The sequence below is a fragment of the Collinsella sp. AM43-1 genome (assembly GCF_003467925.1).
Classification (GTDB): domain Bacteria; phylum Actinomycetota; class Coriobacteriia; order Coriobacteriales; family Coriobacteriaceae; genus Collinsella.
In genome coordinates this window covers 23,933-47,971 of record NZ_QSFR01000010.1, presented here as the reverse complement: position 1 = coordinate 47,971, position 24,039 = coordinate 23,933, and the positions used below count along the sequence as shown (strand labels likewise).

The following is a 24,039-nucleotide window of genomic DNA, read 5'->3' as shown; positions in this document are numbered from 1 at the left end:
GTGCTCAATTCAATCTAGAACGGAATGCCGTATATGAAAATCAATCATGCGATTCTGCATATCCTGGACTTTGACTCTGCCGTCAACGTTATGAGCCAGCGCGAGCTCGATATCGAGAGCCGTACCGTGCGCAACTTCGTGACCACGCATCTGCGCCGCGCACGTACCTCGGCCGACAATAAACGCGCCGCGTTTGCCGAGAACTCTGCGTTTGGCGGCGAGCTCAAGGGCTATTTCTTTGGCGAGCGCGAGTTCGTAGACCTGTCGCAGCAGATTGCGGAGTTCATTTCCTCCGAGCTTACCAAGGCCGAAAAAGCCGAGTCCACCGATGTGCTCGTGGCCGACTTTGACGACGATGAGGATGCCCGCTGGTTTGCCGTGATGCTGCTGGGCTCCAAGCAGGCCTTTATGCATGAGGTGGGCCGCGAGGAGGGCGAGGTACGCAACGACATCGCGCGCCACTATGCTATCCTGCCGAATCCTTCCCAAAAGGTGCCAAGCTATGCCATCGTGCGTGCGAGCACCATGGAGATCGGCTATGTGGACAAGAAGCGCAAGATTGCCGGCGAAGACCGCATGCTCATTCCCAACGGTCTGCTGCAGTGCGATACGGGCGTGTCGGGCAAGGAGGTCATCGACACCGTGACGCGCGTGGTCGAGGAAGTCGCCGAGGAGCACGGTGCCAATACGGCCGTAGCGCTCGCTAAGGTTAAGGCTGCCGTTGCCGAGAAGGTTGAGGATGACGAGGAGCTTCCGCCCTGGGATATCGTCGATGAGGTCTTTGAGGACGAGCCGGTCATCAAGGAAAGTGTGCGCGCGGCACTGACCGAGGAGAAGGTTCCCGAGCGCGTTCCCGTGGAGCGCAAACAGGTCGAGCGCGCGGCGGTGCGCAATCATAAGATCCGTACCGACACGGGTATCGAAATCAGCTTCCCGGCCGAGATGGGTTCGAACTCCGAGTACATCGAGTTTGTCAACGAACCCAACGGCCTCATCTCCATCGAACTCAAAAACATCGGCAGCATCGAGAATCGATAAGTTGCGTTACGCCTGCAGCGAGAAAGCGAAGGCCGAAGCCCCCTTGGAGCTTCGGCCTTTTTGTTTAGGGCTGAATTGCCCCGCAGGTTGAGCATAAGTCAGCGAAAACGCCCCTAGGCGAGCAAGGTGACGTGAAAGAGGAGGGAAGCGTACTTCGGTACGCGACCGACGATTGAACGTCAGATTGCCGCCTAGGGGCGCTTGCAGCGTCGAGCCGTTACGCGGTTTGGTAAAACCGCGTAACCCTACAGCTGGCGCAGGCCTTCCTCGAGACCGGTCTTGCTGTCGGTCTGGGCGTCGCGCATCTTGATGACGCGGGCGGGGACACCGGCCACGACGGCGCCGGCGGGGACGTCCTCGACGCACACGGCGCCGGCGGCGACAACAGCGCCCTTGCCCACGCGCACGCCTTCCAGGACCACGGCGTTTGCGCCGATCATGACATCGTCCTCGATGATGACGGGCGTGGCGCTGGCGGGCTCCACAACGCCTGCCAGCACGGTGCCGGCGCCGATATGGCAGTTCTTGCCCACGGTGGCGCGGCCGCCCAGCACGGCGCCCATATCGATCATGGAACCCTCGCCGATAACGGAGCCGATGTTGATGATGGCGCCCATCATGATGACGGCACGGTCGCCGATCTCGACGCGGTCGCGGATGATCGCGCCTGGCTCGATGCGGGCGTTGATGCCCTTAAGGTCGAGCATGGGCACGGCGGAGTTGCGGCAGTCGTTCTCCACATCGTAGTAATCGATGGAATCGGCGTTGGCGTCCAGGATGGCCTTAAGCTCATCCCAGTCACCAAAGACGGTCTTGCCACGACGACCGCCGTAGACGTGTGCATTGCCCCACTGGACCTTCATGCCCGGCTTTTCGCGCACGTACAGTTTGACGGGCGTCTTTTTGGGCGCGGTGGCGATGTAGTTGATAATCTCTTGGGCATCCATCTCGGCTGCGTTACTCATATGCTGTCTCTCCTTTGGGTGGATCCGGTTGATACCTGGTTAGGCAAACATGACCTGGTCGAATGTATAGAAGCCGGGTTCGCGGGTGACGAGCTTTTGCGCGGCTGCCAAGGCGCCGTTGACAAAGATCTGACGACTCGTGGCGCGGTGAGTGAGCGTGATCTCCTCGTCCTGGCCAAAGAAACTCACCTCGTGCACGCCGGCGACGGTGCCGCCGCGCAGCGAGTGCATGCCGATTTCCTGGGGGTCGCGCGCGCCGCACATGCCCTCGCGTCCGTAGACGGGGTGGTAGCCTGCCTCGGGCTCGGCCTCGACTATGGCGTCGAGCAGCAGCTTGGCGGTGCCGCTGGGGGCATCAACCTTTTGGTTATGGTGCGTCTCGACGATTTCGCAGTCAAAGCCGGGCAGCTCGCGTGTGGCCTGTGCTACCAGATGACGCAGGGCGGCGATGCCGATGGAGTAATTGCCGGAGTGCATGACGCGGGCGTTCTGACCCAGCTCGCGCAGGCAGCCCATCTGCTCGGGTGTGTAGCCCGTGGTGCCCGAGACTAACGCGGCGCCTGTACGCTTGACATAAGCGACGACGGCGTCAAAGGTCACGACGTTCGAGAAGTCGATGATGACGTCGGCTGCCGGGGCACTCTCGAGTTCGGACAGATCGAAACCGATCTGGGCGACGATGTCGAAAACGGGCTGACCGGCGGCGTCGACAACGCCCTCGGCGGTAGTGCGGATGAGCGAGCCCATGCGGCCCGTTCCCATAATGACGGTCTTAATCAAGCAGACCAGCTCCCTTCAAAGCATCGGTAAGTGCAGCGCGCGTGTCGTTGGCCATGGGGCACAGCGGCATACGGTAGTTTGCCTCGATCATACCCATCTGAGCGAGCGCCTCTTTGACGGGGATGGGGTTGACCTCACTAAAGAGGGCGTTGATGAGCGGCTGACCGGCAATCTGGATATCGCGGGCGCGCTCCACGTCGCCGTCCAGATAGGCGCGGCACATGTCGTGCACGAGCTGCGGCTGAACGTCGGCCCACACACTGATGGTGCCCGAGGCACCCAGGCTCATGAGCGGCACGGTGAGTGCGTCTTCGCCCGAGTACATGCGGAAGTCATCAGACAGCAGGTGGGCGATTTTGGCCGCGTAGGCGACGTTGCCCGAGGCCTCCTTGATACCCATGATATTGGGGTGCACGGCCAAGCGCTCCACGTTGCGCTCGCTGATGCCGCAGCCACAGCGGCCGGGGATGTTGTACAAGATGCAGGGGATGTCCACGGCATCGGCGACGGTCTTAAAGTGCTGGTAGATGCCCTCTTCGTTAGACTTGTTGTAGTAGGGGGTAATGAGCAGCAGGCCGTCGGCGCCCAGGCCCTGATAGGTGAGCGACTTGGTGAGCATGGTCTGCGTGGAGTTAGAGCCCGAGCCGGCAATAACGGGGACGCGGCCTGCAACCTGCTTGACCACCGCGGCGACAACGGAGTTGTCCTCGTCGTCGGTCATCGTGGCACTCTCTCCGGTGGTGCCCAGGGTGAGGATGGCGTCAGTGCCATTTTGCAGGTGGAAATCGATAAGGCGCTCGAGTGCTTCAAAGTCGACGCTGCCGTCCTTTTTAAACGGCGTAACAAGGGCGACGATTGAGCCCTCGAGGTTGCGGATATCCATGTTCTTCACCTTCGCTTCCGCGATCTGGATGCGCTTATTCCATTGGGCGGCGACGGCCAAGCGCTCGTCCTGAGCGCGACGGCGAGCACTTTCGGCGCGCGACTTGGCCAGCAGCTCTCGGCCGCACGGCAGCACATCGAGTGTGGCAAAATAGTCGCCCGGGCGCTCGGCGCGGCGGATGAGGTCGGCCGATCCGTCGGGGCGCAGCAATACCTCGGCGGAGCGCAGGCGTCCGTTGTAGTTGTAGCCCATGGAGTAGCCGTGCGCGCCGGTATCGTGGATCACGAGCACATCGCCCATGTCGATATGCGGCAGCTCGCGATCGATGGCGAACTTGTCGTTGTTCTCGCACAGATTACCCGTAATGTCGTACTTGTTTGTGACAGGCGCCGCGGTCTTGTCGGCGCCACCCGGCTGACCCATTACCGTAATGTGGTGGTAGGCGCCATACATGGCGGGGCGAATCAGGTCGACCGCGCTTGCATCGACACCGATATAGTCCTTGTAGATCTGCTTTTCGTGGATGGCCTTGGTGACCAGGCAGCCGTAGGGGCCCATCATAAAGCGGCCCATCTCGGTGCAGATGGCCACATCGTCCATGCCGGCGGGAACCAAGATCTCGTCGTATGCCGCGTGCACTCCCTCGCCGATGGCATGGATGTCGTTAGCCTGCTGCTCGGGCAGGTAGGGGATGCCGACGCCGCCGGACAGATTGATGAAGGCGACGTGTGCGCCGGTCTCGCGCTCCAGGCGCACTGCAAGCTCAAAGAGGATGCGCGCAAGCTTGGGGTAGTAGTCGTTGGTGACGGTGTTGCTGGCAAGGAATGCGTGGATACCAAAGTCCTCGGCACCCTTGGCCTTGAGCATGCGGAAGGCCTCGAAGAGTTGCTCGGTGGTCATGCCGTATTTGGAGTCGCCGGGGTTATCCATGATGCCATTGGAGAGCTGGAACAGGCCGCCCGGATTAAAGCGGCAGCTGACCGTCTTGGGGATGGGCCCTGCGACGCGCTCAAAGAACTCGATGTGGCTGATGTCGTCAAAGTTGACGATGGCGCCCAGCTTGTCGGCGAGCTCAAAGTCGGCAGCTGGCGTGTCGTTAGACGAGAACATGATGTCGTGTCCCGTGATGCCCAGCGAGCGGGCAATCATGAGCTCGGTATAGCTCGAGCAATCGCAGCCGCAGCCGTATTCGTTGAGAATGGAGATGAGCGCCGGGTTGGGGTTGGCCTTGACGGCAAAGTATTCCTTAAAGCCCGGGTTCCATGCAAAGGCGTCGCGCACTTCTTGCATGTTGCGGCGGATGCCCGCCTCGTCGTATAGATGAAACGGCGTGGGGAACTGCTCGACGATATGCTCGAGCGTTACCTTGTCCACAAACGGCTGTTTGGCCGCATATGCCTCGTTGGGGGTCAATGCCATGTCCCGTAAACCTCGCTATCCAGACGGCGCCATCTGCGCATCGAATCCGCATAGCGTGGACCCAATGTCCGGATAGCGCTCCCGCATTGCTGCAGACAGTCCTGCGGGTGTTTCCCGCAGGCCCACCAGGTTGTTCGTGCCTGAAAAACCCAGTTCGGCGGGTTTCGCCTCCCCGCGGGGTCAAAGCCTGCCGGCTCGCCCGCGGCTCTTCGTGCCCGCGCCTCTATCAAGTGGTAACGACCCTACCACGTTGCACTTTACCAAACAAGAGTATTCGTATATAACGTTTAAAAAATGCAGGGATATGCTAGAAACAAGGGTGTCACAATTCTGCATCACAATAGTGTGTGAATGGATATGCCCCCATGAAAGGATCCTTTATGACCGAGCTCCAAGAACTTCGTCGCTATCGTCGCGACCTGCATCGCATTCCGGAGCTCGATTTCGATCTTCCTCAAACCATAGCCTATATCGAGGGCGTGCTCGCCTCGCTTGCCTGTGAAGTGATCCATCCCTGTCCCAGCTGTGTTTGTGCTTTCTTCGACGCTGGCACGGGCACCGTGCATGCCACGGCGATTCGCGCCGATATGGACGCGCTGCCCATCGCGGAGGCGACGGGTGCGGCCTTTGCCTCGACGCATCCCGGAAAGATGCACGCTTGCGGACACGATGGACACATGGCCATGGCACTTGCGGCGGCAACCTTTGTCGATCGCACGATTCGTGAGCAGCCGGGTGCCATCAAGCGCAACGTGCTCTTTGTGTTTCAGCCGGCCGAGGAGACGACTGGTGGTGCCAAGACGGTATGCGAGAGCGGTGTGTTCGAGCGCTACGGGGTCGACCGCATTTTTGGCTTTCACGTGTGGCCCGATCTGCCTGCGAACACGTTGGCGAGCTGCTCCGGTCCATTGCTGGCGCGCTCGAGTGAGACGCACGTGCACATTCACGGGACAAGCATCCATATCGCCAAGACCTACGGCGTTTCCGTAAACGAATCGCACGATGCCGCGTTGGCGGCAGCGAAGTTTTTGGTTGCCGAGCGCGAGCTGATGGACGAGCTGGGCACCGACGAGCCCTGTATCGGCAAGTTTGGTCTGCTGCAGGCCGGTACCGTCTGCAACGCGGTGGCGGGGGAGGCCCATGTGGCCGGCAGTCTGCGTGTGTTTACGGACGACATGTTCGACCGTGCGCGTGAGGGCGTGCGCCGTGTGCTTGATGAGGCATGCGCTGCAACGGGCTGCACGTACGATCTCGACTTTGCTGAGGGCTATCCGCCGGTCGACAACGACCCCGAGTTGTTTGATCGAATCGCGCCTGCTCTGCCCGAGTTACAGCTCGTGGACGAGCCGCTGCTGATTGCCGAGGATTTCGCGTTCTATCAACGCCATCTGCCGGGCGTATTTTTCCTGCTGGGCACGGGTATGCCAGAGGACCAAGACAACCCGAGTGATTCGGATGGCTGCCCCGCCTATGCCACAAGCGCTCTGCATACCGATAGTATGCTCTTCGACGAGGAAATCCTACTCAAAGGCCTCGATGTCTACAAACGATTGCTTTTGCTTGACTAAGGCGTGAAGGACTATTTGTTCTAGAAAATACGAACAAACGTACGATATAATAGAGATGTAAGTCTATAGAAACGTTTGACGTTACTAACGTAAGGCGATACTATGATTGCATCGTATAAAGATGAGGATACCGAACGCTTTGCCATGGGTGTGCGGGTCAGGAAGTTCGTGCCCTTTGAGCGTGTTGCGTTGAGGAAGATTCGCCAACTGCAGGTTTGTGCTTCGCTTGATGATCTTCGCGTTCCACCGGGCAACCGCCTGGAAGCTTTGAAGGGCGATCGTGCCGGGCAATATAGCATCCGTGTTAACGAGCGCTATCGGGTCTGTTTTGAGTGGAGACAGGAGATGGCTTGGAATGTCGAAATCGTCGATTATCACAAGTGATGAGACCTCGGCCGATTTGCTGTCGCCAGTGACTCCTGGTGAGCTTCTCAAAGAGGAGTTTCTTGTTCCCATGGGCATTTCTCAATATCGCCTTGCGAAAGAGACCGGGATTCCGGCTCAGCGTATCGGGCAGATTGTCTTGGGAAAACGTCGCGTGACGGCCGACACCGACCTCCGTCTTTGCCGTTATTTTGGCCTGACGGATGGTTATTGGCTGCGCGCTCAGATGGCGTTTGACCTTGAGGCCGAGAAAAGGCGGATCGAACCGGAACTCGATAAGATCGTTCCTGTTCAGCAGGCCATCGCACTGTAGTGCTCAGAGATGATGGGGGTGGCGCGGCGATGAAGCGACGCCGACAGTCTGCCGTATATAGTCCGGGTGGATGCGGGTGCGGTTTGCTGCTGCTTCCGGTCATCGCTGTGAGCATTGGCGTGATGTTTGCGCTTGCTGGGCTTGCCGCGGCGGCGCTCGTGCTGTTTATCACTGCCATCGGCGTGACGATTTGGCTCTGCCGCAATCGCGGGCAACGCCGTGCCGACGGTAAAACCAATGTCGGCTGGGTCGCCTTCTTGATCATTGCGTACCCGCTGAGTGTCAGCTACCTGGTGTTCTTTGCCCTGTTGACGATCAGTGCCTTTACCGGGGAATCCGTCACGGTGGGTTGATGTGCTGCCAGCAGACGGTCGTGCAAAGTGCGTTTGCTCGGCGTTTTGATAACTGCATTGGCCGTTTATCGTATCTTTAGCTCTCAGCTAATGAATTCAAGTTCAATCCTTCCTACGATGTGCTGTGTGCCGGCGCGGTAGCCGGATCGTAGGAAGGATGCATGATGAAAAAGCTCGAAAACGAAGTGCTGCTGAGCCGTCGCGCTGCGCTTGGCGCGTTCGCCACCGTTGCCTTGGGGACTGCCGGCCTGCTTGCGGGCTGTGGCAGCGATAAGGCGACCGTTATCGAGGACGCCGGCGACGCAGATAAGAAGGAGGAGTCGAAAAAGGAGGAACAGCCAACGACCGACCTGGCCGTCGGCACGACCGTGACCACGGCTGCCGGTCTTTCCGTTACTGTCGATTCCGTGCAGACCGGGCTTACCAATTTTGACAGTTCGACCATGACGGGCATTCACGTCACGTACGTCAACAATGGCGATGAGGGCGCGGATTACAATGTCTACGACTGGAAGGGCGAGGACGCCAACGGCGCCCAGCAGAACCAGGGCTATTACAGCGAAGGCTCTGACGAGCTGCAGTCTGGCACCCTTGCCGCCGGCGGCTCCGTTGCGGGCAATATCTACTTTGACGGCGACATCAAGAAGGCCCTGTATTTTGCCAACATGCTCGAAAAGACCGCGACTGCTAGCTGGGTGCTTGCTTAGCGTGTTGATGCCGTTGGGTCGTGTGGAGGTGAGGCCGCGTGCCCGATAAAAAGCTGACGGACGAGTTGCTCAACGAGCTTCTTGATGCGCCGAGTATCGATGGCTATATCAAGGAACACGACTTTGCCGCCCCGTCGCTTTCGGATTACTTAAAGCAGTTGCTGCAAGAGAAGGGGCTCGAGCGTTCGCGCGTGGTGCGTATGGCTGACCTCAACGAGACCTTTGGCTATCAGATCTTTACCGGTTCGCGCAATCCGAGCCGCAATAAGGTGCTGCAGATTGCCTTTGCAATGGCGCTGTCGATGAAAGAGACCAACCGCGCCCTGACGGCTGCCGGAGTGAGCGTCCTCAACTGCAAGGACCGTCGCGATGCAATCATTATCTTTTGCATCGACCGTGGCTGTAGCCTCCAAAAGGTCAATGAAGAGCTGTATCGCTTTGGCGAGGAAACGGTGAGTTAGTGGCCGATGGCTGAGCCGGTTGTGTCACCAGAACAACCATGCAAACGAACGGGGTGCGGACAACATGGGGTGTCCGCGCCCCGCGTTATGATGGACGCTATGGATACTCAGAGCCCAACATATTCCGATGATGAGCTGATTGCTTCGCTTGTCGAGCATTTGGCGTCGTTCGACCGCGATGACAGCTACCGTGTGGAGCGCGTGCTCAAGCTCTCGGATGTCGAGACGACCGAACTCGTCTATTTTGAGGGCTCTGGTGGCGGGTCTCTTGGCCCCTTTGTCCGCAAGCGCATCGATGCTTCGGTGCAGATTGGCGGAGCTTATGAGCGCCTGTTTGCGGCCCAGCGCGCCGGTTGTCGTTTTGAGCACCTGCCCCGAATCGTCGATTGCCGCCGTGTGGGCGACGAGCTCGACGTGGTGATGGAGTATGTCGAAGGCGAGACACTCGAGGCGTTGGTGGGACGCTTGGGGGCGACGCCCGATTATGCCCGCGGGCTGTATCCCGTTTTGTGTGAAGCGGTAGGCGAGCTACATGCTGGTTTTGCAGCTGCGGGGGAGCCGGGGGTACCGGTAATCCACCGCGACCTTAAACCCTCGAACATCATCGTATCGGGCGTGAGGTATGCGGCCGATGCTGGCATGACCTTCTCGTCGCTGGTGATTATCGATTTGGGGATTGCGCGGGTGTGGCGTGACGGGGCCGATGCCGACACGGTTAAGTTTGGAACGCGACCCTATGCGCCACCCGAGCAATATGGTTTTGGGCAGACGAGCGTGCGCAGCGATGTCTATGCGCTCGGCGCGCTTCTGTTCTTTTGTCTGACGGGGGCTGACCCTAAGCCGGGTCAGAATATGCGCGAGCAATGCGAGGCGTGCGACGTCCCCGCGGCGCTGGCTGATGTCATTTGCATGGCCATGGCGCTCGATCCGGCCAAGCGCTTTGCAAGTGCCGAGGCTCTCGGACACGCTGCGCGCGCGGCATACGGGCTGTGTCTGCCTGAGCCTGGCTCGAATAGCACGACGGCGCCTTCAATGGCGCAGGCTGCTCCGCAAATGGCGCCGTCTTTCGGGCGGCGGCCCAAGGAAGTCTCTTCGGTGACTCCTCGCCGCAAGAGCCTGCTTTCACGGATCCCGGAACCCATTGGGCGTATATGGAACGGCATGATCTATGCGGCAACCTTGCTGCTACTGGTCGGAAGCCATTTTGCCGTATTCCAGCCCACGGGAGCCAACCGCAGCTATCCAACGTGGTTTTTGGCCCTTGAGTATTTTCTTATGGTCGATGGCATGGTGGTGCTCATCTCGTTTGGCATGCTCGACCGCCGCAGGCTTCGGCGCCGCTTTCCCGTGCTTGATCGTTATCGGGGCCGTGAGTTTGTCACGCTGTGGCTTAAGGCGCTGGGAATTATGTGCGTCATCATGATCGTGATTATTGCCGTCGGCAACGCAACCGGCATAGTCGCTTAATGCAATGTACCGCTACTGCAAAGGGCCCCGATTGGGGCCCTTTGCAGTAGCGCTTAAATGCGGTTCATCTGGTTGCAACCTTGTTGTACCAGTCCTGCCTCGTGGGCGGGGCGAGTGCCCATCGCCATAGGTGTTGTGACGGTTAAATTGCTCCGTGCTTCGAAGCGCCGTCAATTATCACCACAGAATTCCGTCAACTGTCACCATAATTCGCCGTCAATCCTCACCACAAATTTCCGTCAATCGTCACCACGCAGCTGGTAAAATACCTAATATTGGTAAGTCAAGAAGGAGGCTGTGTGGATAGGTATGTAGATAGATGCATCGATAAGGCAATCAGCCGTAATCTCAATATCTTCGGTGCGGTCCTTATTCAGGGTCCAAAGTGGTGCGGAAAGACCACTTCGGCTAGTCGTTTTGCTAATTCATCCTTGTCTCTTTCCGATCCGGCTGGAAATTTTTCCGCTCTCCAGCTGGCACGGATCGATCCGGCGCAAGCATTAGCAGGGCGATCTCCCAGGCTCATCGATGAATGGCAGGAAGAGCCGAAGCTGTGGGATGCCGTGCGTTTCGAGTGCGATGCAAGGAGGGGAGAATCCGGTCAGTTTATTCTTACGGGTTCGGCAACGCCTCGGGATTCGATGCAGCCGATGCATAGCGGCGTTGGACGAATAGCTAGGTTGCGAATGGACACCATGACGATGTTCGAGCTTGGCGTTTCTTCTGGCGCGGTTTCGATTGGAACGCTTCTTTCCGGTTACCCTGCCAAGCAGGCTGTCGGGTCAATCTCCGGCATCGCCGGAATCGCCGATTTGCTGTGTCGTGGCGGTTGGCCTCAGGCGATGGGGAAAACGACTGACGATGCCATGCAGATAGCCGCTGCCTATGTTGATGGCGTATGCGAATCGGATGTTTCTAGAACTGATGGCGTTAAGCGCGATCCGGTCAAGGTCAGGTCTCTTTTGGCATCGCTAGCGCGGAATGAGTCGACGCTTGCTGGCTCAAAGTCTATTGACAAAGATATCGGTACCGGCGTTTCGAAGAACTCGGTCTCCAGATACATGGACGCCCTGAGACGAATCAATATCGTCGACGATATCCCCGCTTGGCATCCAGCGCTCAGGTCTCCGGTGAAGCTGCGGCAGGGGGCGAAGAGGCATCTCGCCGATCCTTCGCTTGCCGTTGCGCTGCTCGGAGCAAATCCGGAGTCGTTGGCATCTGACCCGAAGACACTGGGGTTGCTTTTCGAATCCCTCGTCCTGCATGACCTCAAGGTTTACGCCGCCGCAAATGACTCGTTGGTGTCCCATTACCACGATGCCGACGATCTCGAGGTTGACGCAGTTATCCACAGGCGCGATGGAACTTGGATTGCCGTGGAGGTGAAGCTTGGAAGCCCTCAAATCCCCGAGGCATCTGCAAATCTGCTTCGGCTGGAGCGAAAGCTGGTCGAGCGTGGCGAGAAGCCGCCTGTGGCAAAACTCATCATCATTGGGTTCGGCATGCCGGTTCATACAACGCCCGATGGCATCATCGTTGCTCCCGTTGACACACTCGCGCCATAACGTTGTGGTGGGATCACCTTGCCTTCGGAAGGGGCTTCAGTCTCAAGCGACTTTTCCAACACTCACTTATGCCTGTATGCCAATTCTGGTCTAGCAAGGCCAAAGAAAAGGGGTCCCGTTTGGGGCCCCTTTGCAGTTGCACTTAAATACGGTTCATCTGGCCGGCGACCTTGTTGTACCAGTCCTGCCACGTGGGCGGGCAGTACTTCTTGGCGGCTGCCGGGGTAAGCGTGGAGCCATAGTTGGCGCCCAGGTAGGCAACGTGGGCGGAGACACCCTCGCTCCAGCTGCCAAAGCTACGCCAACCACCGCCGCGGGCACTCCAGCCCCAGGCGTTATAGGAGCCGGCGCAATAGAGGCCCTTGCTGCTCTCGATGCAGGCGATGGCGGGGGACCAACGGGGATCGACGCCGGTGTTCCAGGCGGCGACGGCAAAGTTATAGCCCTGGCCCGCCATGGGGGAGCCGGCAAGATAATTATCGATGCGGCTCGTCCACTCATTAATGAACGAATCGTAATCGGAGCTACCGGTATTGGAGTTGTTCACCGTGGTGTCTATGGTGGTGTTGGTGTTGGTGGCCTGGCTGCTGGAATTGCCGCCGCTTACGCCCTCGCCCGAGAGCTTCTCGGCGGCAGCGGCCTTATCGGCCTCAAGCTTGGCAAGCTCGGCGGCATTTTCCTGCTCGGCTTTTGCCTGTGCCTCGCTGCGGAGCTGCTGGGCCTGCGCCAGCGCATCCTCGGCGTTTTTCTGCTCTGCCTCAAGCTGTGACTTGGCCTGCTGGAGCTCGGCCTTGTTCTGCTCGAGTTCGGTTTGCATATTATTGAGCTCTTCGATCTCGTCGACGCTCGAGCTCGTGATCTGGTTGGTGTATTTGCAGGTCGTGATGAACTCACCCAGGCTCTGCGCGTTGACCAGGAAGCTCACGATAGGATTGGTGCCCTTCTGATACTTGTACAGATCGCGCATGGCGGAGCTTGCCTTGGCCTGCTGCTCGGGAAGCTTAGCCTCGATTTCCTCGATGCTTGCCTCGTTGGAGTCAATCTGCTTTTGCAGGTCATCGAGTTTGGTGCGGGCGTCGTTGTAGGCACTCGTGGCGGCTTCGATCTTCTGCTGGGCTGCGGAAAGCTGGTCCTGCGTTGCCTGCGAGGCGGCATACGCCGCAACGGGGGAGAGCATCGGCGTGGCCGTCAGCGCAACGGCGAGCGCGGCGCTCGTGATGATACGAGCCGGCTTCGACGCAATGAGCGCTGCGGTGCGATGATTCGAATGCTGCATCCAGTCCCTCTGCAATCAATCGTAGGTTATGGTTCGAACGGTATTCTACTACTGCTTTCGACCTCAACTTGAACCTTAAAGGTTCCAAAGGGTCAAGTTGAATTTGAGGCTTTGGCTTTGACCTGCAGTTATGATGAATTGTTGAGAAACCATAGAGTTCAACTTTAACGTTACTGGGGCCTGTTTGCGGACGGGCTTTCGGCCGTGAAAGCTATCTCAACAGGGGGTTTGCAGCTACAAGGCCCCATCGCGGTGAGTGCGGCTTTATGCTGGACGATCACGTCGATTGCCATAGATACGGTGGAGCTTTGGGCACCAGCGGCTCGGCACGCTAGAATAAATCAGTTGCGCAAAGACCGCCCGTTGTGTGGGCAGTTCATGATAGGAAGTTTCCATGGCATTGCAGTTTACAGAGCGCGAGTTCATTCCCGTGCTGCTCGGTGGCGACATCAACGCCTATTCGGTGGCGCGCGCCTTCTACGAGGAGTACCAGGTCAAGAGCCTGGTCTTTGGCAAGTACCAGACGGGTCCCGCGTACCGTAGCCAGATTATCGACTACACGCCCAGCGTGGATATCGATACCATGCCTGTGATGCTCAGGACCGTCAACGGCATTGCCCAAGCGCATGCCGATAAGACGATTGTCCTTGTGGGCTGTGGCGATAACTATGTTGCCCTCGTGGCTCAGGCCAAGGATGCCCATGAGTTGGCGGATAACATCGTCGCGCCTTACGCTCCCTATAGCATGCTTGAGCAATGTCAGAAGAAGGAGATCTTCTACGAGCTGTGCGAGAAGCACGGCGTGCCCTATCCGCATACCTTTACCTTCACCATGGCGATGCTGAACGCCCAAGGCGAGGCACCTGCCGAAGTGCTCGACCAGATTGACTTCCCCTACCCGATGATCCTGAAGCCTTCTGACGGCATCATGTGGTGGCAGCACGAGTTCGAGGGCCAGAAAAAGGCCTATGAGATTGCCGACCGTGCCGAGCTGGAACAGGTCATTCGCGACTCGTATGCCAGCGGCTACACCGACGACCTGATCTTGCAGGATCGCGTGCCCGGCAATGACGAGTGCATGCGCGTGCTCACCAGTTATTCCGACCGCAACGGCAAGGTGCGCATGATGTGCCTGGGTCACGTGCTGCTCGAGGAGCATCAGCCTCACGGTGTCGGCAACCACGCCTGTATCATCACCGAGCCCAATGACGAGCTCATGGGCGGCGTGCGCAAGTTGCTCGAGGACCTTCACTTTGTGGGCTATTCCAACTTTGACGTTAAGTACGACGAGCGCGACGGCTCGTTTAAGTTCTTCGATTTCAACACGCGCCAAGGTCGCAGCAACTACTACGTCACTAACAGCGGCTTTAACGTTGCCAAGTATGTGGTGGACGAGTATGTGTTCAACCGCCCGTTTGAGCCGGAGTTTGTGACGGCGCAGGACGAGGCGCTGTGGATGGTCGTCCCCATGGGCGTCGTCGACAAGTACGTCAAGGATCCCGAGCTGCGCGCTAAGGTGCATCGCCTGGACAAGGAAGGCAAGGGCGCCGACCCTTCGTTTATGAAGGGCGACTTTGTCTTTAACCGCTGGCTGCGCATGTGGCACACCAAGCTGCGCCACTTTAAGCTGTTCAAGACGTATTACAAGTAGATGAGTGCGGCGCCCGTCCGGTTTACATCGGGCGGGCGCGGGTGTGATACGCGCAATTGCGCAAGCGTCACCAAGGAGGCGGCGATGGAAAAGCTGGGAGTTATCGGCGGCATGGGCGCCGAGGCCACGTCGTATTACTACGACCAGGTAGTGCGTCATACGGCTGCTGCCTGCGATCAGGATCATATCGACATGGTGGTGCTCTCCAAGTCGACCATGCCCGACCGCACGCTGGCCATTAAGACTGGCGAGCACGCCAAGCTGCTGGCGACCATGAAAGAGTGTGCCCAGGCACTCGAGTCGCTGGGCTGTGCGCACATTGCCATTCCCTGCAACACGTCACACTACTTCTACGACCAGATCCAGTCGTTTACGAAGGTGCCGATTATCCACATGCCGCGTGAGTCGGTGCGCTATGCCCTTGCGGGTGCGGTGATGGGGGAGTGCGAGTTCGACCCCAACCTGAGTATGCCGGCCGAGCCGGTGCACAAGATTGGCATTATGGGCACCGACGGAACCGTGGGCGCGGGCGTCTACGGCCGCGAATGCGAGGCTGCGGGTGTTGAGGTCGTCTATCCCAGCGAGAAACGTCAGAACGATGTGATGTCGCTTATCTACGATGATGTGAAAGCCGGACGTGAGCCCGATATGGATAAGTTCGACCGCGTGATGTGGGAGTTCGCCCGTAGCGGCTGCGACCGTGTCATTCTGGCCTGCACCGAGCTATCGGTGCTGCAGAAGTATCGAGAGATGCCCGAGATCACCCTCGATGCCATGGATGTCCTGGTGCGCGAATCCATCATCCGCAGCGGCGCCCCCTACCGCCTCTAGCTTCCGACCTGTCAAAAAGGGACAGGTTAATTTTGGTAGGTTTTATCTGGTGAAACAGTAAAGGCCTCGGCTCGTTTGGTGCGAGCCGAGGCCTTTTGCGTTGGGCGGTTGCTGCCGGTGGCGAACTAGAACAGGAAGCCGATGGCGATGAGGGCGATGCTGACGATGAGCACGGCGATGTCCAAGCCCTTGATGGGGTAGCGCTTGTACGAGCTGGCGCGTGTACGCAGATAGAAGCCGCGCTGTTCTGCCGCCAAGGCTGTGGCATCGGTCTTGCCCACGCTCGAGATGAGCAGTGGCACGCACAACGGCAGCATGAGCTTAAGCTTCTTGATGGGGTTCTTGGTGTCGTACTCGACGCCGCGTGCGGTCTGCGCTTCCATGATGGCGTTCATCTCCTGACCAAACACCGGCACAAAGCGTAGCGCCGTGGTAAAGGTGAAGGCATAGCGATACGGCACGTGCAGCACATCGACGCAGGCGTTGGCAAGGTCGTTGAGCTTGGTCACCATGAGCATGAGGATGAGTGGTAACGCCACGCCCAGCAGGCGCAGGCAGGCCTTCGATCCCGTGATGAGGCCCGTGTCGGTGATAAAGCCCCACACCACGTTGCCATCGCGCATAAAGGCTAGCTGGAGCACCAGCATGATAAGCGCGAGCGGAATCAGCAACTTGAGCAACGAGAACAGACGGTCGACGACGCCGGCATAGGCACCCAGCGCAAGGGTGAGTGCCAAAAAGCCCAGCAGCGCCACGTAGGTGTCGGACAAGAAGATGCCGACGATGATGGCGGCGGCGAGGCCCAGTTTGACGACGGGGTTCAAACGATGCAGTAGCGTATCGCCCGGCATGTAGTCGATGACGTTAACCACGGTGGACCATCTCCTTGGTAATTCGAACGACATCGGTGACCTCGCTCACCTGCGCAAAGACGGGAGAGACGGAGGATGCCAGACGATGAGAAAGCTCTATGACCTGAGGTGGCTCAACGTAGGCTTGCTGCATGAGCTCGATGTTCGAGAACAGCTCGTGCGTGCGGCCGCGCTCGAGGATGCGGCCGTCGGCCATCACCACGATGCGCTCGGCAAAGTCGGATACGACTTCCATGTCGTGGCAGACCATGATGACGGCGCAGCCGCGCTCGGCCATGGTGCGCACGGTTTCCATGACAATCATGCACTCACGGTAGTCAAGGCCGCTCGTGGGCTCGTCGAGCACCACGATTTTGGGCTCTACGACCACGACGGAGGCGAGTGCCACCATCTGGCGCTGACCGCGCGAGAGCGAGAAGGGCGCCTCGTCGGCCGGCAAGCCAAAGCGATCGACGACGAGCTGGGCGCGACGCAGCGCCTCGGCACGGTCGATGCCGGCAAGCTCCAGGCCAAAGGCGACCTCGTCGAGCACGGTGTCCTTGCAGATCTGGCGGTCGGGGTTTTGGAAGAGGGTTGCGACTTCGCGGGCGATGCGGCTCGTGGGAACGGCTGCGGTATCCAGTCCCGTGACGCGCACGCTGCCCGAGGCGGGCTTAAGCAGGCCCGTGAGCAGCTTGGTGAGCGTGGTCTTGCCGGCACCGTTCTGGCCGACGATGCCCACGAGCTCGCCGGGATAGAGCGTCAGGTTGAGGTCGTGTACGGCGGCGCCGCCATTGGGATAGGCAAACTCAACATGGTCGAAGGTGAGTACGGGTTCGGCGTCCTTGGCATGAGGGCGCAACGACGGTGCATGCGGGGAGCCGGCGGGCGCCTGGGTTTCGCTGGCCGCGCGTGCGGGGTCGACGATGCCCGAAATCAGGCGCTCGGCCTCATCGACATCCAAGCAAGGGGTACCGCTTACCAGGCCATCGGCCTCGAGGCTATTGAAGATACGCGTGACGCGAGGGCAGTCGACGCCGATGGCACGGAGCTCGTCGGTATGCGCGAAGACCTCGTGTGGTTCGCCCTGCAGCGCGATTTCGCCATGGTTGAGCACGAGCACGCGGTTGCAGTACTCCGAGAGCAGGGCGACCTTTTGCTCAACGACGACGATGGTGATTCCAAGTGCGCGGTTTGCCTCACGCAGCGTCTCGAAGACCAGCGTGGAGCTGGCAGGGTCGAGTGCCGCGGTGGGCTCGTCGAGAACCAAGACGCGCGGACGCATAGCGAGAATGGCGGCGATGGCTACCTTTTGCTTCTGTCCGCCCGAGAGGGTGGCAATCTCGCGGTCGCGCAGGTCGCTGATGCCGACGGTCTCGAGCGTTTCGCTCACGCGCTGCTCGATCTGGTCATGGGGGACGCCAAAGTTCTCGAGGCCAAAGAGCATCTCGTCCTCGACGACCGAGGCGACCATTTGCGTGTCGATATCCTGCAGCACGCTGCCGACGATTTGCGACACGTCGGTCAACGAGACCTCGCAGGTGTCGTGGCCGTCAACCATGACGGACCCAAAGAACGTGCCGGTGTAGTGGTGGGGCACGGCGCCCGACAGGCAGGCGGCAAGCGTGGACTTGCCGGCGCCCGAGGGCCCGATGATGCCGATGAAATCTCCCTTGTTCACGCTGAGTGAGATGTGGCTGAGCGCCTGCTCGGTCTGCGTGCCATAGGAGAACGAGACATCGTCGACGTTGATGATCGTTTCCATGGATACCTTTCATAGTCATCGGGGACGTTCTTTAATGACTAGTCGTTTAAGAACGTCCCCAAGAGCTAGTTGTTTGGGACAGTCTTTGTTGGTGGAGTGCGGAGACGGCTTTACGAGGGGCCCCAGGTTGGCGCGAAAGAGGAGCGAAGCGTACTTGGGTACGCGAGCGACGAATGAACGCCAAGATGGGGTGGCTCATAAAGCCGAGCGGGTTAGTTGAGCTTCAGGGCCTTCTGAATGGGCAGATAGAGGGCGCCGACCAGAATGGCGTTAAAGACGGCGGTCATGGCGACGACGGGCAGCATGGCGGCGGCGAGCTCGCCGACCACGCCAAGCATGGCCATCTTGATAACCATGAAGATGACGCCGGAGACAAAGGTGGTCACGAAGGTAGCGACGATGGCGACGGCAGGCTTGACCTGACCGTTCTTGCCGGCGGCGTTGACGATGCCGGCCATGAGCATGGCGGCGATGCCCTCGGCGGCAAAATCGACGAACGGCGAAGTGGTGGTGATCTGGATCACGGCAGCCGAGATGAGGCCAATGACGAGCGCCTGGCCGATGTTGGGGCGAACGACCAGGATGGTGAGGCAGAAGGCCGAGATGATGAACTCGGGGCTGATCATGCCGCCCGAGATGCCCGAGATTGCCTTGCCGACGGTGAAGTTGAGGATGAAGCCGGCGGCGAGCAGGATGGCGAGCAGGACGAGGGCGCGGACATCGAGTTTGCCACGGTCGGCGGTCTGGACGGTGCGGGGCTGGGTGGCGGTGGTGTTCTGAGACATGGTGAAAATCCTTTCGGAAGGGGATTGCAAGAGAAAAGCGGAGGCGCGTGATGCGAATGCGATCGGGCTCGAGATAGAAAAAGGCCCCCGGTCGAAACCGGAGGCCTTCCAATCACCTAGAGCGCAAAAACAGGCGTGAGGGACTCACTGTCGACCGATCGTATTCGCATCACGCCACCACCAGTTGTTGAGAGATTTCATCGTGTTCTTCATGTTGGTGGCTCCTTTCGTGATGCCGTGGCGCGGTCGCACCTAGTTGCTGTTGCGCTGCACTATAGCACAGCGAAGTGTGTGCGGGGAAATCTTTTTTAAAAAGATTTCAGGCGGGTTTCCCGTGGGTTTCCCGTCGGCCAAAAAGGCGGGTTAAGCGGGCGAGGCTGCCATTGCTGCCTCGCCCGCTCAGCTAAGACGTTACTCCTTATTGCGACGGTAGAGGAAGTAACCGCCTGCAGAGATGACGGCAACGCCAGCGATGGCGAATGCGGCCACCATGCGGCCATCAAAACGATCGCCAGTGGTGGGCAGGCCGCCCTTGGTGTTCGTCTTGTTGGTGGTTACTGTGGTCGTGGTGTCGGACTTGCCAGGCTTCTCGGGCTTGGTGGTGGGCTGCTCGGGCTTAGCGGGCTGCTCGGGCTTAGCGGGCTGCTCGGGCTTAGCGGGCTGCTCGGGGGTACCGGGCTGCTCAGGAGTACCAGGCTGCTCGGGGGTGCCAGGCTGATCCGGGGTTACCGGGTCGGTGGCAAGAGCGTCCTTGGCGTAGGTGATGGACACCTTGAGGCCGTTGGTCTCGGTGTTCAGGTCGCTCGGGGTGAAGGGCGTGCTGAAATCCTCAGCCTTCAGATAAGCGCGCATCTCCTGGAGCAGGGCCTTGCACTTGACGTAGGTGTTCTCAGTGGCAGCCTTGCCGGCCTTGTTTGCCAGGGCGGTGCGGCCCTCAGTGGTGGTCTCGGCCTGCATAGCAGCATCGACCTCAAGGTTCTGTTCGATGAGCTCGTTCTGGAGAGCGTCGAGGTAGGCGCGAACGCCGGTGCCGAGCTGCTCGCGGTGCTCGTAGCAGAGGGAACTAATGTCCATGAGGACGTAGTTGATGGAGTTCTCGGGCTCCTCGTTGTTCACGATGTCCGTCTCTTCGCAGTGATCGTAGGAGACATCCTGATTGCTGAAGTAGGGGCTGACCTCGGTGAGCAGTGCAGAGTACAGAGGAATAGCGACGGAGTAGGCGGCGCGGGAGAGCATCTCCCACTGAATGGTCGCGATCTCGGGGTCCATGTCCTGACGGATCTGGAAGAGGTTGGTCTCGGTGCTTCTTTCGGTGCCGATGGCGTAGACACCGTCGGTGTTGGCGTTGAGGCCGGGGACATTTTCGCCGCGGTTGCCAAATGCACGGATCATCTCAAAGGTGTTCCAGTCGGACTTGCCGGGCTGGAAGAACAGGGGCTGGATCTCGCTGACCATGGCCCCGATTTGGTCGGGGCCTTTTTTCGGTTTAACCGTGACGATGTCGTAATCCGCGCCCTTGGTCAACGGGGCCATGAAGTAATCGCGGCCCTGGACATAGCGAGTCCACTGATGAACGCCGGAATCGGCGACGCTTTTGCCATAGGTCTTGGCAACGTCGAACTTGCCGTCGGTGTACTCGGCGAAGCCATTTTTCTCGGGCATGGTCTGGATGCCCTCGGAGTGGAGGCAGTTCTCGGTGTCATCAAGGTTGACATCGTAATTGAGTCCGCCGATGTTGGGGTTGAGTGAGGCGACGTCATCGGCGAGCTTCATGGCGATCCACTGGTGGCCGGAAAGTGCGGCAAACAGCCAAGTCTCGTTGCTGTCGGCGATGATAATCTGATCGTTGCCGTTGGCGCCCTGCTCGTCGATGATCTTGCCGAGGAGCTCGACACCCTCACGTGCTTTGGCACTTTCGCCTAAGATAACGCTGCCGTAGCTATACTCGCCAATGCCAGTGTCGGTCAGGGGGTCTGCCTTGGCGGCTTTATCGTTCATGTTGGTGGTCAGCGTTGCGGAGCAGGACACGCCCTTCTCATTGATGCCTGCCTCAGAGTAGGCATCATAGCGCCCGTGCCACTGCGAAGGATGATCGCGCACGTAGCTATAACGATATGTAGTCTTGGTCGACCTGTATGAGAAGCCGGACTCGTCTGAGCCGTAGGTATACCCGGGGGCATGCGACGGCTCAATGCCAAAGTGCTTGAGGTAGCGCGGGCCAAAGTCCTCGGCGCGACCATAGTACGTGTTGTTGTCGGCCGTAAGGTTTTTGCCCATGTACATTTGCGTGCAGGCGAGCGCAGATGTCGGCATGGACATGATGGTCGCAGCTCCAAAGGCGAGGCCTATGCCTAGCTTCTTGAGCGCGTTGACGGGGCGAGTTTTCCTCATTTTCCCTCCCAGCGTGCGAAAGCCCTCTGTCGCCAGAGGGCTTCAGCCAATAAAGACACCTCATTAGCGTAACGAACTGGAAACAATATTCATCTATGAAAGAAACTTACTCGATAAGCGTGATGAAATATGCGATGAGCGGTTAATCGTACTCAGTTTGCAGCTTTACTTTAATAAAGACGCCCTGTAATTACTGTAGCCGAATAAAGTAGCTGGGAATGCCCGAAATGAAAATCCCCCGCTGTTTGACGAATGCATAAACAGCGGGAGAGGCCATAACTGGATGAATATCATACCAATGTGGATTTACTTCTTTCGGCGGTGAATCACGTTGATGGCGTAACCGACGAGCATGGCCAAGACGATGACAATAAAGCCGATCAGGGGATTGTCGTTCATGGGGTCCTCCTATTTTCCGAGCGGTGAGAATTCGTCGACGATGAGGTCGAGGCATTGCGGAAGCGCGCGGGCTCCAAAGACGCCCGAATTGCTGGAGATAATCTCGCCATCGAACTGCATGCCCAGCGACGGGGTGCAGGTGATCTTGGCTTCCTTGGTCTGGATGATCTTGAACTGCGGGCGCCCGAGTACCTTGCCGGCGGGGTCAAGCGCAGCGGTGATCACAGTAGGCAGCAGCTGCACGGTGCGCACGGGTTCTATGACCGCAATGTCGACCATGCCATCGTTCATGCGGCAGTCGGGGAACAGGTTGATGTCGTTTTGGATGACCGAGGTGTTGCCGGCCATGCAGCAGATGCCGTCGAGCTCCTCGACAATGCCGTCATGCTCAATCGTAAAGTGCGCCACCGTGGGGTTGGGCGTGGCGAGCGCAGAGAGGAAGTAGGCGATCTCGCCGATGTCGTTTTTGGTGGGAGCGGCCTTCATCATGATCTCGGCGTCGAAGCCCGAGCCGGCGATGATGATAAAGCCGTGGCGCTTCTCGTTGCCGTCCTCGTCGAGCCAAAAGAGCTCGCCCATGTCGACTTTGACCGTGCGACCGGCACGGCAGGCCTTGGCGAGCGCCGCCGCCTCAGGGGCATTGCCGATGTTGTTGAAGAACAGGCAGGCCGTACCGGAGGGGAAGATGAGCGTGGGGACACCGCATCCGCGCATCTGATCGAGCACGTTGGAGACGGTGCCGTCGCCGCCCGAAACGACCACGCGATCAAACTCGCGCACGTCTGCCACGGCGTCCTCGGGCTCCATGCCATCGCCGATAAAGCGCATCACGACCTCGTCGCCGCCTTGCGCGAGGGCGTGCGTGAATGCGTAGATTTCATCTGAGCTGGGGCCCGATGCCGGGTTGTGGATGATAAGGCAGCGCATACTTACGTTCCCGTTCTGTGACTAACCGAGTATAGTTGTAAGGCAATGCCGATATCCTACCCGTGTTTTTCGGGCCTAACCTTATTCGATGGGTTGATATGTACATTTCCACACATCAGGCTCTACTCGACTTTTGCCAGCGCGCCCGTGAGTTTGACGCGATTGCCGTCGATACCGAGTTTTTGCGCGAGCGCACGTTCCATCCGCGCCTGTGTTTGGTTCAGATTGCCACCCCTGCCGAGAGCGTCGCGGTCGACCCTCTGGTGATCGACGACCTGTCGCCGCTGGCCGAGCTTATGGCCGACGAGAGCGTGACCAAAGTCTTCCACGCCTGCTCGCAGGATATGGAGGTTATGCTCCATACCGTGGGCGTGCTGCCGCGTCCGATTTTTGACACGCAGGTGGCCGCCGCCTTTTTGGGCGAACGCCAGCAGATTTCCTACGGCGCGCTCGTGCAGACGTTTTGCGGCGTCTCGCTGCCCAAGACCGAGTCGCTGACCGACTGGTCGCGTCGCCCGCTGACCGACAAACAGATCGAGTACGCGATCGATGACGTCAAGTACCTGATCGTCGCCTTTACCGAGATGATGAGCCGCCTGCGCGAGCTGGGCCGCGTGGACTGGGTGCTCGACGAGCTGCGCCCGCTGGCTGACGAGTCGCACTATCGCGCCGATCGCCACGAGGCGTTCCGTAAGGTCAAACGCATCAATTCGTGCAGCCGTCACCAGTTGGGCATCGCGCGCGAGCTCGCCGCCTGGCGCGAGGACCGCGCCGAGCGCCGCAACATCCCGCGCAAGTGGGTCATGTCCGACGATACGCTGCTGGCGCTCGTTAAGCGCAATCCCGTGCGCGTTGAGGAGTTCCGTAGCATTCGCGGTACCGACCAGTTGGGGGAGCGCGACGTGGACGGCGCGCTCATGGCCATCAAGCGCGGTGCGAGCTGCCCGCACGATCGCCTGCCGCTCATGGTGCGCGGGCATCGCCAGATTTCGCCGGAGCTTGAGAGCGTGACGGACCTGATGTATGCGCTTATTCGCTTGGTTGCCGAGCGCTCGGGGGTGGCGACCTCGGTCATTGCCTCGCGCGATGACCTGGCCGATTACATCGAGCATCCTGAGCAAAGCCCCCTGCGCGAAGGCTGGCGTTTTGAGCTTGTGGGTTCGCGCCTGGACGATCTGCTTTCCGGCAATATGGGGCTCACCGTGAAGGACGGAAAGATTGAGTTGTTATAGGGAAGCCTAGTCTGCTGAGTGGGTAGAA

At 59.2% G+C, this 24,039-nt stretch carries 21 protein-coding genes and 1 riboswitch; of the genes, 12 read left to right on the top strand and 9 right to left on the bottom strand.

Translation table 11 applies throughout. The annotated features are described in order from the left end of the window. Positions 1–33: 33 nt before the first annotated feature. Positions 34–1,038: a nucleoid-associated protein gene (locus DW925_RS06300; RefSeq protein ID WP_117790644.1), complete on the top strand. Its 1,005-nt coding sequence runs from the start codon at positions 34–36 to the stop codon at positions 1,036–1,038. A gap of 245 nt (positions 1,039–1,283) precedes the next feature. On the opposite strand, the gene dapD is transcribed toward DW925_RS06300, so the two are convergent. Genes dapD through dapA form a run of 3 tightly spaced genes read right to left on the bottom strand, consistent with a single transcriptional unit; the run spans position 1,284 to position 5,085 of the window. Then, positions 1,284–2,003 (bottom strand): 2,3,4,5-tetrahydropyridine-2,6-dicarboxylate N-acetyltransferase, encoded by a 720-nt coding sequence (gene dapD / locus DW925_RS06295; protein ID WP_117790643.1) that lies wholly within the window; start codon positions 2,001–2,003, stop codon positions 1,284–1,286. Positions 2,004–2,042: 39 nt separating this feature from the next. After that, positions 2,043–2,783, bottom strand: a complete 741-nt coding sequence (gene dapB / locus DW925_RS06290; RefSeq protein WP_199577049.1) for a 4-hydroxy-tetrahydrodipicolinate reductase — start codon at positions 2,781–2,783, stop codon at positions 2,043–2,045. Next, complete coding sequence (gene dapA, locus DW925_RS10260) at positions 2,776–5,085, bottom strand: 4-hydroxy-tetrahydrodipicolinate synthase (protein WP_117790642.1); 2,310 nt, start codon at positions 5,083–5,085, stop codon at positions 2,776–2,778. The genes dapB and dapA overlap by 8 nt, the downstream gene beginning before the upstream one ends. A gap of 65 nt (positions 5,086–5,150) precedes the next feature. Then, positions 5,151–5,319: riboswitch (Lysine riboswitch) on the bottom strand. Positions 5,320–5,465: 146 nt separating this feature from the next. Here dapA and DW925_RS06280 point away from each other — a divergent pair. The 8 genes from DW925_RS06280 to DW925_RS06245 all read left to right on the top strand — a co-directional run bounded on the left by DW925_RS06280 (position 5,466) and on the right by DW925_RS06245 (position 11,903). Beyond that, on the top strand, positions 5,466–6,653 hold the full coding sequence (locus tag DW925_RS06280) for an N-acetyldiaminopimelate deacetylase (RefSeq protein ID WP_117790641.1): 1,188 nt from the start codon (positions 5,466–5,468) through the stop codon (positions 6,651–6,653). 102 nt (positions 6,654–6,755) lie between these two features. Then, complete coding sequence (locus tag DW925_RS06275) at positions 6,756–7,037, top strand: type II toxin-antitoxin system RelE/ParE family toxin (RefSeq protein ID WP_117635415.1); 282 nt, start codon at positions 6,756–6,758, stop codon at positions 7,035–7,037. Further along, on the top strand, positions 7,009–7,350 hold the full coding sequence (locus tag DW925_RS06270) for a HigA family addiction module antitoxin (RefSeq protein ID WP_117635414.1): 342 nt from the start codon (positions 7,009–7,011) through the stop codon (positions 7,348–7,350). Before DW925_RS06275 ends, DW925_RS06270 begins: the two co-directional genes overlap by 29 nt. A gap of 29 nt (positions 7,351–7,379) precedes the next feature. Beyond that, on the top strand, positions 7,380–7,703 hold the full coding sequence (locus DW925_RS06265) for a hypothetical protein (RefSeq protein WP_147349524.1): 324 nt from the start codon (positions 7,380–7,382) through the stop codon (positions 7,701–7,703). A gap of 164 nt (positions 7,704–7,867) precedes the next feature. Next, positions 7,868–8,410 (top strand): DUF4352 domain-containing protein, encoded by a 543-nt coding sequence (locus DW925_RS06260; RefSeq protein ID WP_233540246.1) that lies wholly within the window; start codon positions 7,868–7,870, stop codon positions 8,408–8,410. Positions 8,411–8,448: 38 nt separating this feature from the next. Continuing rightward, entirely contained in the window at positions 8,449–8,871 is a 423-nt protein-coding gene (locus DW925_RS06255) for an XRE family transcriptional regulator (RefSeq protein ID WP_117790638.1), read from the top strand. A 99-nt stretch (positions 8,872–8,970) separates the two neighbouring features. Next, complete coding sequence (locus tag DW925_RS06250) at positions 8,971–10,338, top strand: protein kinase (protein ID WP_117790660.1); 1,368 nt, start codon at positions 8,971–8,973, stop codon at positions 10,336–10,338. A gap of 299 nt (positions 10,339–10,637) precedes the next feature. Beyond that, the gene (locus DW925_RS06245; protein WP_147349523.1) at positions 10,638–11,903 is read left to right on the top strand and encodes an ATP-binding protein; all 1,266 of its coding nucleotides are present in this window, start codon (positions 10,638–10,640) and stop codon (positions 11,901–11,903) included. A gap of 142 nt (positions 11,904–12,045) precedes the next feature. Here the strand turns inward: DW925_RS06245 and DW925_RS06240 are convergent, their stop codons facing one another. Next, the gene (locus DW925_RS06240) at positions 12,046–13,179 is read right to left on the bottom strand and encodes a glucosaminidase domain-containing protein (RefSeq protein ID WP_117790636.1); all 1,134 of its coding nucleotides are present in this window, start codon (positions 13,177–13,179) and stop codon (positions 12,046–12,048) included. 394 nt (positions 13,180–13,573) lie between these two features. Here DW925_RS06240 and DW925_RS06235 point away from each other — a divergent pair, with 394 nt between their 5' ends. Further along, positions 13,574–14,830, top strand: a complete 1,257-nt coding sequence (locus tag DW925_RS06235) for an ATP-grasp domain-containing protein (RefSeq protein ID WP_117790635.1) — start codon at positions 13,574–13,576, stop codon at positions 14,828–14,830. A gap of 84 nt (positions 14,831–14,914) precedes the next feature. Further along, positions 14,915–15,661, top strand: coding sequence for an aspartate/glutamate racemase family protein (locus tag DW925_RS06230; protein WP_233540245.1), 747 nt, complete (start codon positions 14,915–14,917; stop codon positions 15,659–15,661). A gap of 125 nt (positions 15,662–15,786) precedes the next feature. Here the strand turns inward: DW925_RS06230 and DW925_RS06225 are convergent, their stop codons facing one another. From DW925_RS06225 to DW925_RS06205, 5 genes are all read right to left on the bottom strand, one after another. Further along, a complete protein-coding gene (locus DW925_RS06225; RefSeq protein WP_117790633.1) occupies positions 15,787–16,533 on the bottom strand; it encodes an energy-coupling factor transporter transmembrane protein EcfT in 747 nt (248 codons plus the stop codon). Beyond that, complete coding sequence (locus tag DW925_RS06220; RefSeq protein ID WP_117790632.1) at positions 16,526–18,277, bottom strand: ABC transporter ATP-binding protein; 1,752 nt, start codon at positions 18,275–18,277, stop codon at positions 16,526–16,528. The genes DW925_RS06225 and DW925_RS06220 overlap by 8 nt, the downstream gene beginning before the upstream one ends. 212 nt (positions 18,278–18,489) lie before the next feature. Further along, positions 18,490–19,062, bottom strand: a complete 573-nt coding sequence (locus DW925_RS06215; protein WP_117635404.1) for a hypothetical protein — start codon at positions 19,060–19,062, stop codon at positions 18,490–18,492. Between the two features lie 411 nt (positions 19,063–19,473). Then, complete coding sequence (locus DW925_RS06210; RefSeq protein WP_117790631.1) at positions 19,474–21,453, bottom strand: C69 family dipeptidase; 1,980 nt, start codon at positions 21,451–21,453, stop codon at positions 19,474–19,476. A 408-nt stretch (positions 21,454–21,861) separates the two neighbouring features. Further along, a complete protein-coding gene (locus DW925_RS06205; protein ID WP_117790630.1) occupies positions 21,862–22,779 on the bottom strand; it encodes a diacylglycerol kinase family protein in 918 nt (305 codons plus the stop codon). Between the two features lie 98 nt (positions 22,780–22,877). Between DW925_RS06205 and rnd the strand changes: the two genes are divergently transcribed. Continuing rightward, positions 22,878–24,011 carry a ribonuclease D gene (rnd, locus tag DW925_RS06200; RefSeq protein WP_117790629.1) on the top strand — a complete coding sequence of 378 codons (1,134 nt, stop codon included), beginning with the start codon at positions 22,878–22,880 and terminating at the stop codon, positions 24,009–24,011. The last annotated feature ends 28 nt before the right edge of the window (positions 24,012–24,039 follow it).

What these genes read in the sequence shown, in the direction of transcription:
- dapA (WP_117790642.1), bottom strand. Translation starts at nt 5,085, where the DNA reads ATGGCATTGACCCCCAACGAGGCATATGCGGCCAAACAGCCGTTTGTG.
- DW925_RS06270 (WP_117635414.1), top strand. Translation starts at nt 7,009, where the DNA reads ATGTCGAAATCGTCGATTATCACAAGTGATGAGACCTCGGCCGATTTG.
- DW925_RS06220 (WP_117790632.1), bottom strand. Translation starts at nt 18,277, where the DNA reads ATGGAAACGATCATCAACGTCGACGATGTCTCGTTCTCCTATGGCACG.
- DW925_RS06250 (WP_117790660.1), top strand. Translation starts at nt 8,971, where the DNA reads ATGGATACTCAGAGCCCAACATATTCCGATGATGAGCTGATTGCTTCG.
- DW925_RS06275 (WP_117635415.1), top strand. Translation starts at nt 6,756, where the DNA reads ATGATTGCATCGTATAAAGATGAGGATACCGAACGCTTTGCCATGGGT.
- DW925_RS06235 (WP_117790635.1), top strand. Translation starts at nt 13,574, where the DNA reads ATGGCATTGCAGTTTACAGAGCGCGAGTTCATTCCCGTGCTGCTCGGT.
- DW925_RS06210 (WP_117790631.1), bottom strand. Translation starts at nt 21,453, where the DNA reads ATGAGGAAAACTCGCCCCGTCAACGCGCTCAAGAAGCTAGGCATAGGC.
- DW925_RS06240 (WP_117790636.1), bottom strand. Translation starts at nt 13,179, where the DNA reads ATGCAGCATTCGAATCATCGCACCGCAGCGCTCATTGCGTCGAAGCCG.
- DW925_RS06230 (WP_233540245.1), top strand. Translation starts at nt 14,915, where the DNA reads ATGGAAAAGCTGGGAGTTATCGGCGGCATGGGCGCCGAGGCCACGTCG.
- DW925_RS06280 (WP_117790641.1), top strand. Translation starts at nt 5,466, where the DNA reads ATGACCGAGCTCCAAGAACTTCGTCGCTATCGTCGCGACCTGCATCGC.
- DW925_RS06300 (WP_117790644.1), top strand. Translation starts at nt 34, where the DNA reads ATGAAAATCAATCATGCGATTCTGCATATCCTGGACTTTGACTCTGCC.
- rnd (WP_117790629.1), top strand. Translation starts at nt 22,878, where the DNA reads ATGTACATTTCCACACATCAGGCTCTACTCGACTTTTGCCAGCGCGCC.
- DW925_RS06215 (WP_117635404.1), bottom strand. Translation starts at nt 19,062, where the DNA reads ATGTCTCAGAACACCACCGCCACCCAGCCCCGCACCGTCCAGACCGCC.
- DW925_RS06265 (WP_147349524.1), top strand. Translation starts at nt 7,380, where the DNA reads ATGAAGCGACGCCGACAGTCTGCCGTATATAGTCCGGGTGGATGCGGG.
- DW925_RS06260 (WP_233540246.1), top strand. Translation starts at nt 7,868, where the DNA reads ATGAAAAAGCTCGAAAACGAAGTGCTGCTGAGCCGTCGCGCTGCGCTT.
- dapD (WP_117790643.1), bottom strand. Translation starts at nt 2,003, where the DNA reads ATGAGTAACGCAGCCGAGATGGATGCCCAAGAGATTATCAACTACATC.
- DW925_RS06205 (WP_117790630.1), bottom strand. Translation starts at nt 22,779, where the DNA reads ATGCGCTGCCTTATCATCCACAACCCGGCATCGGGCCCCAGCTCAGAT.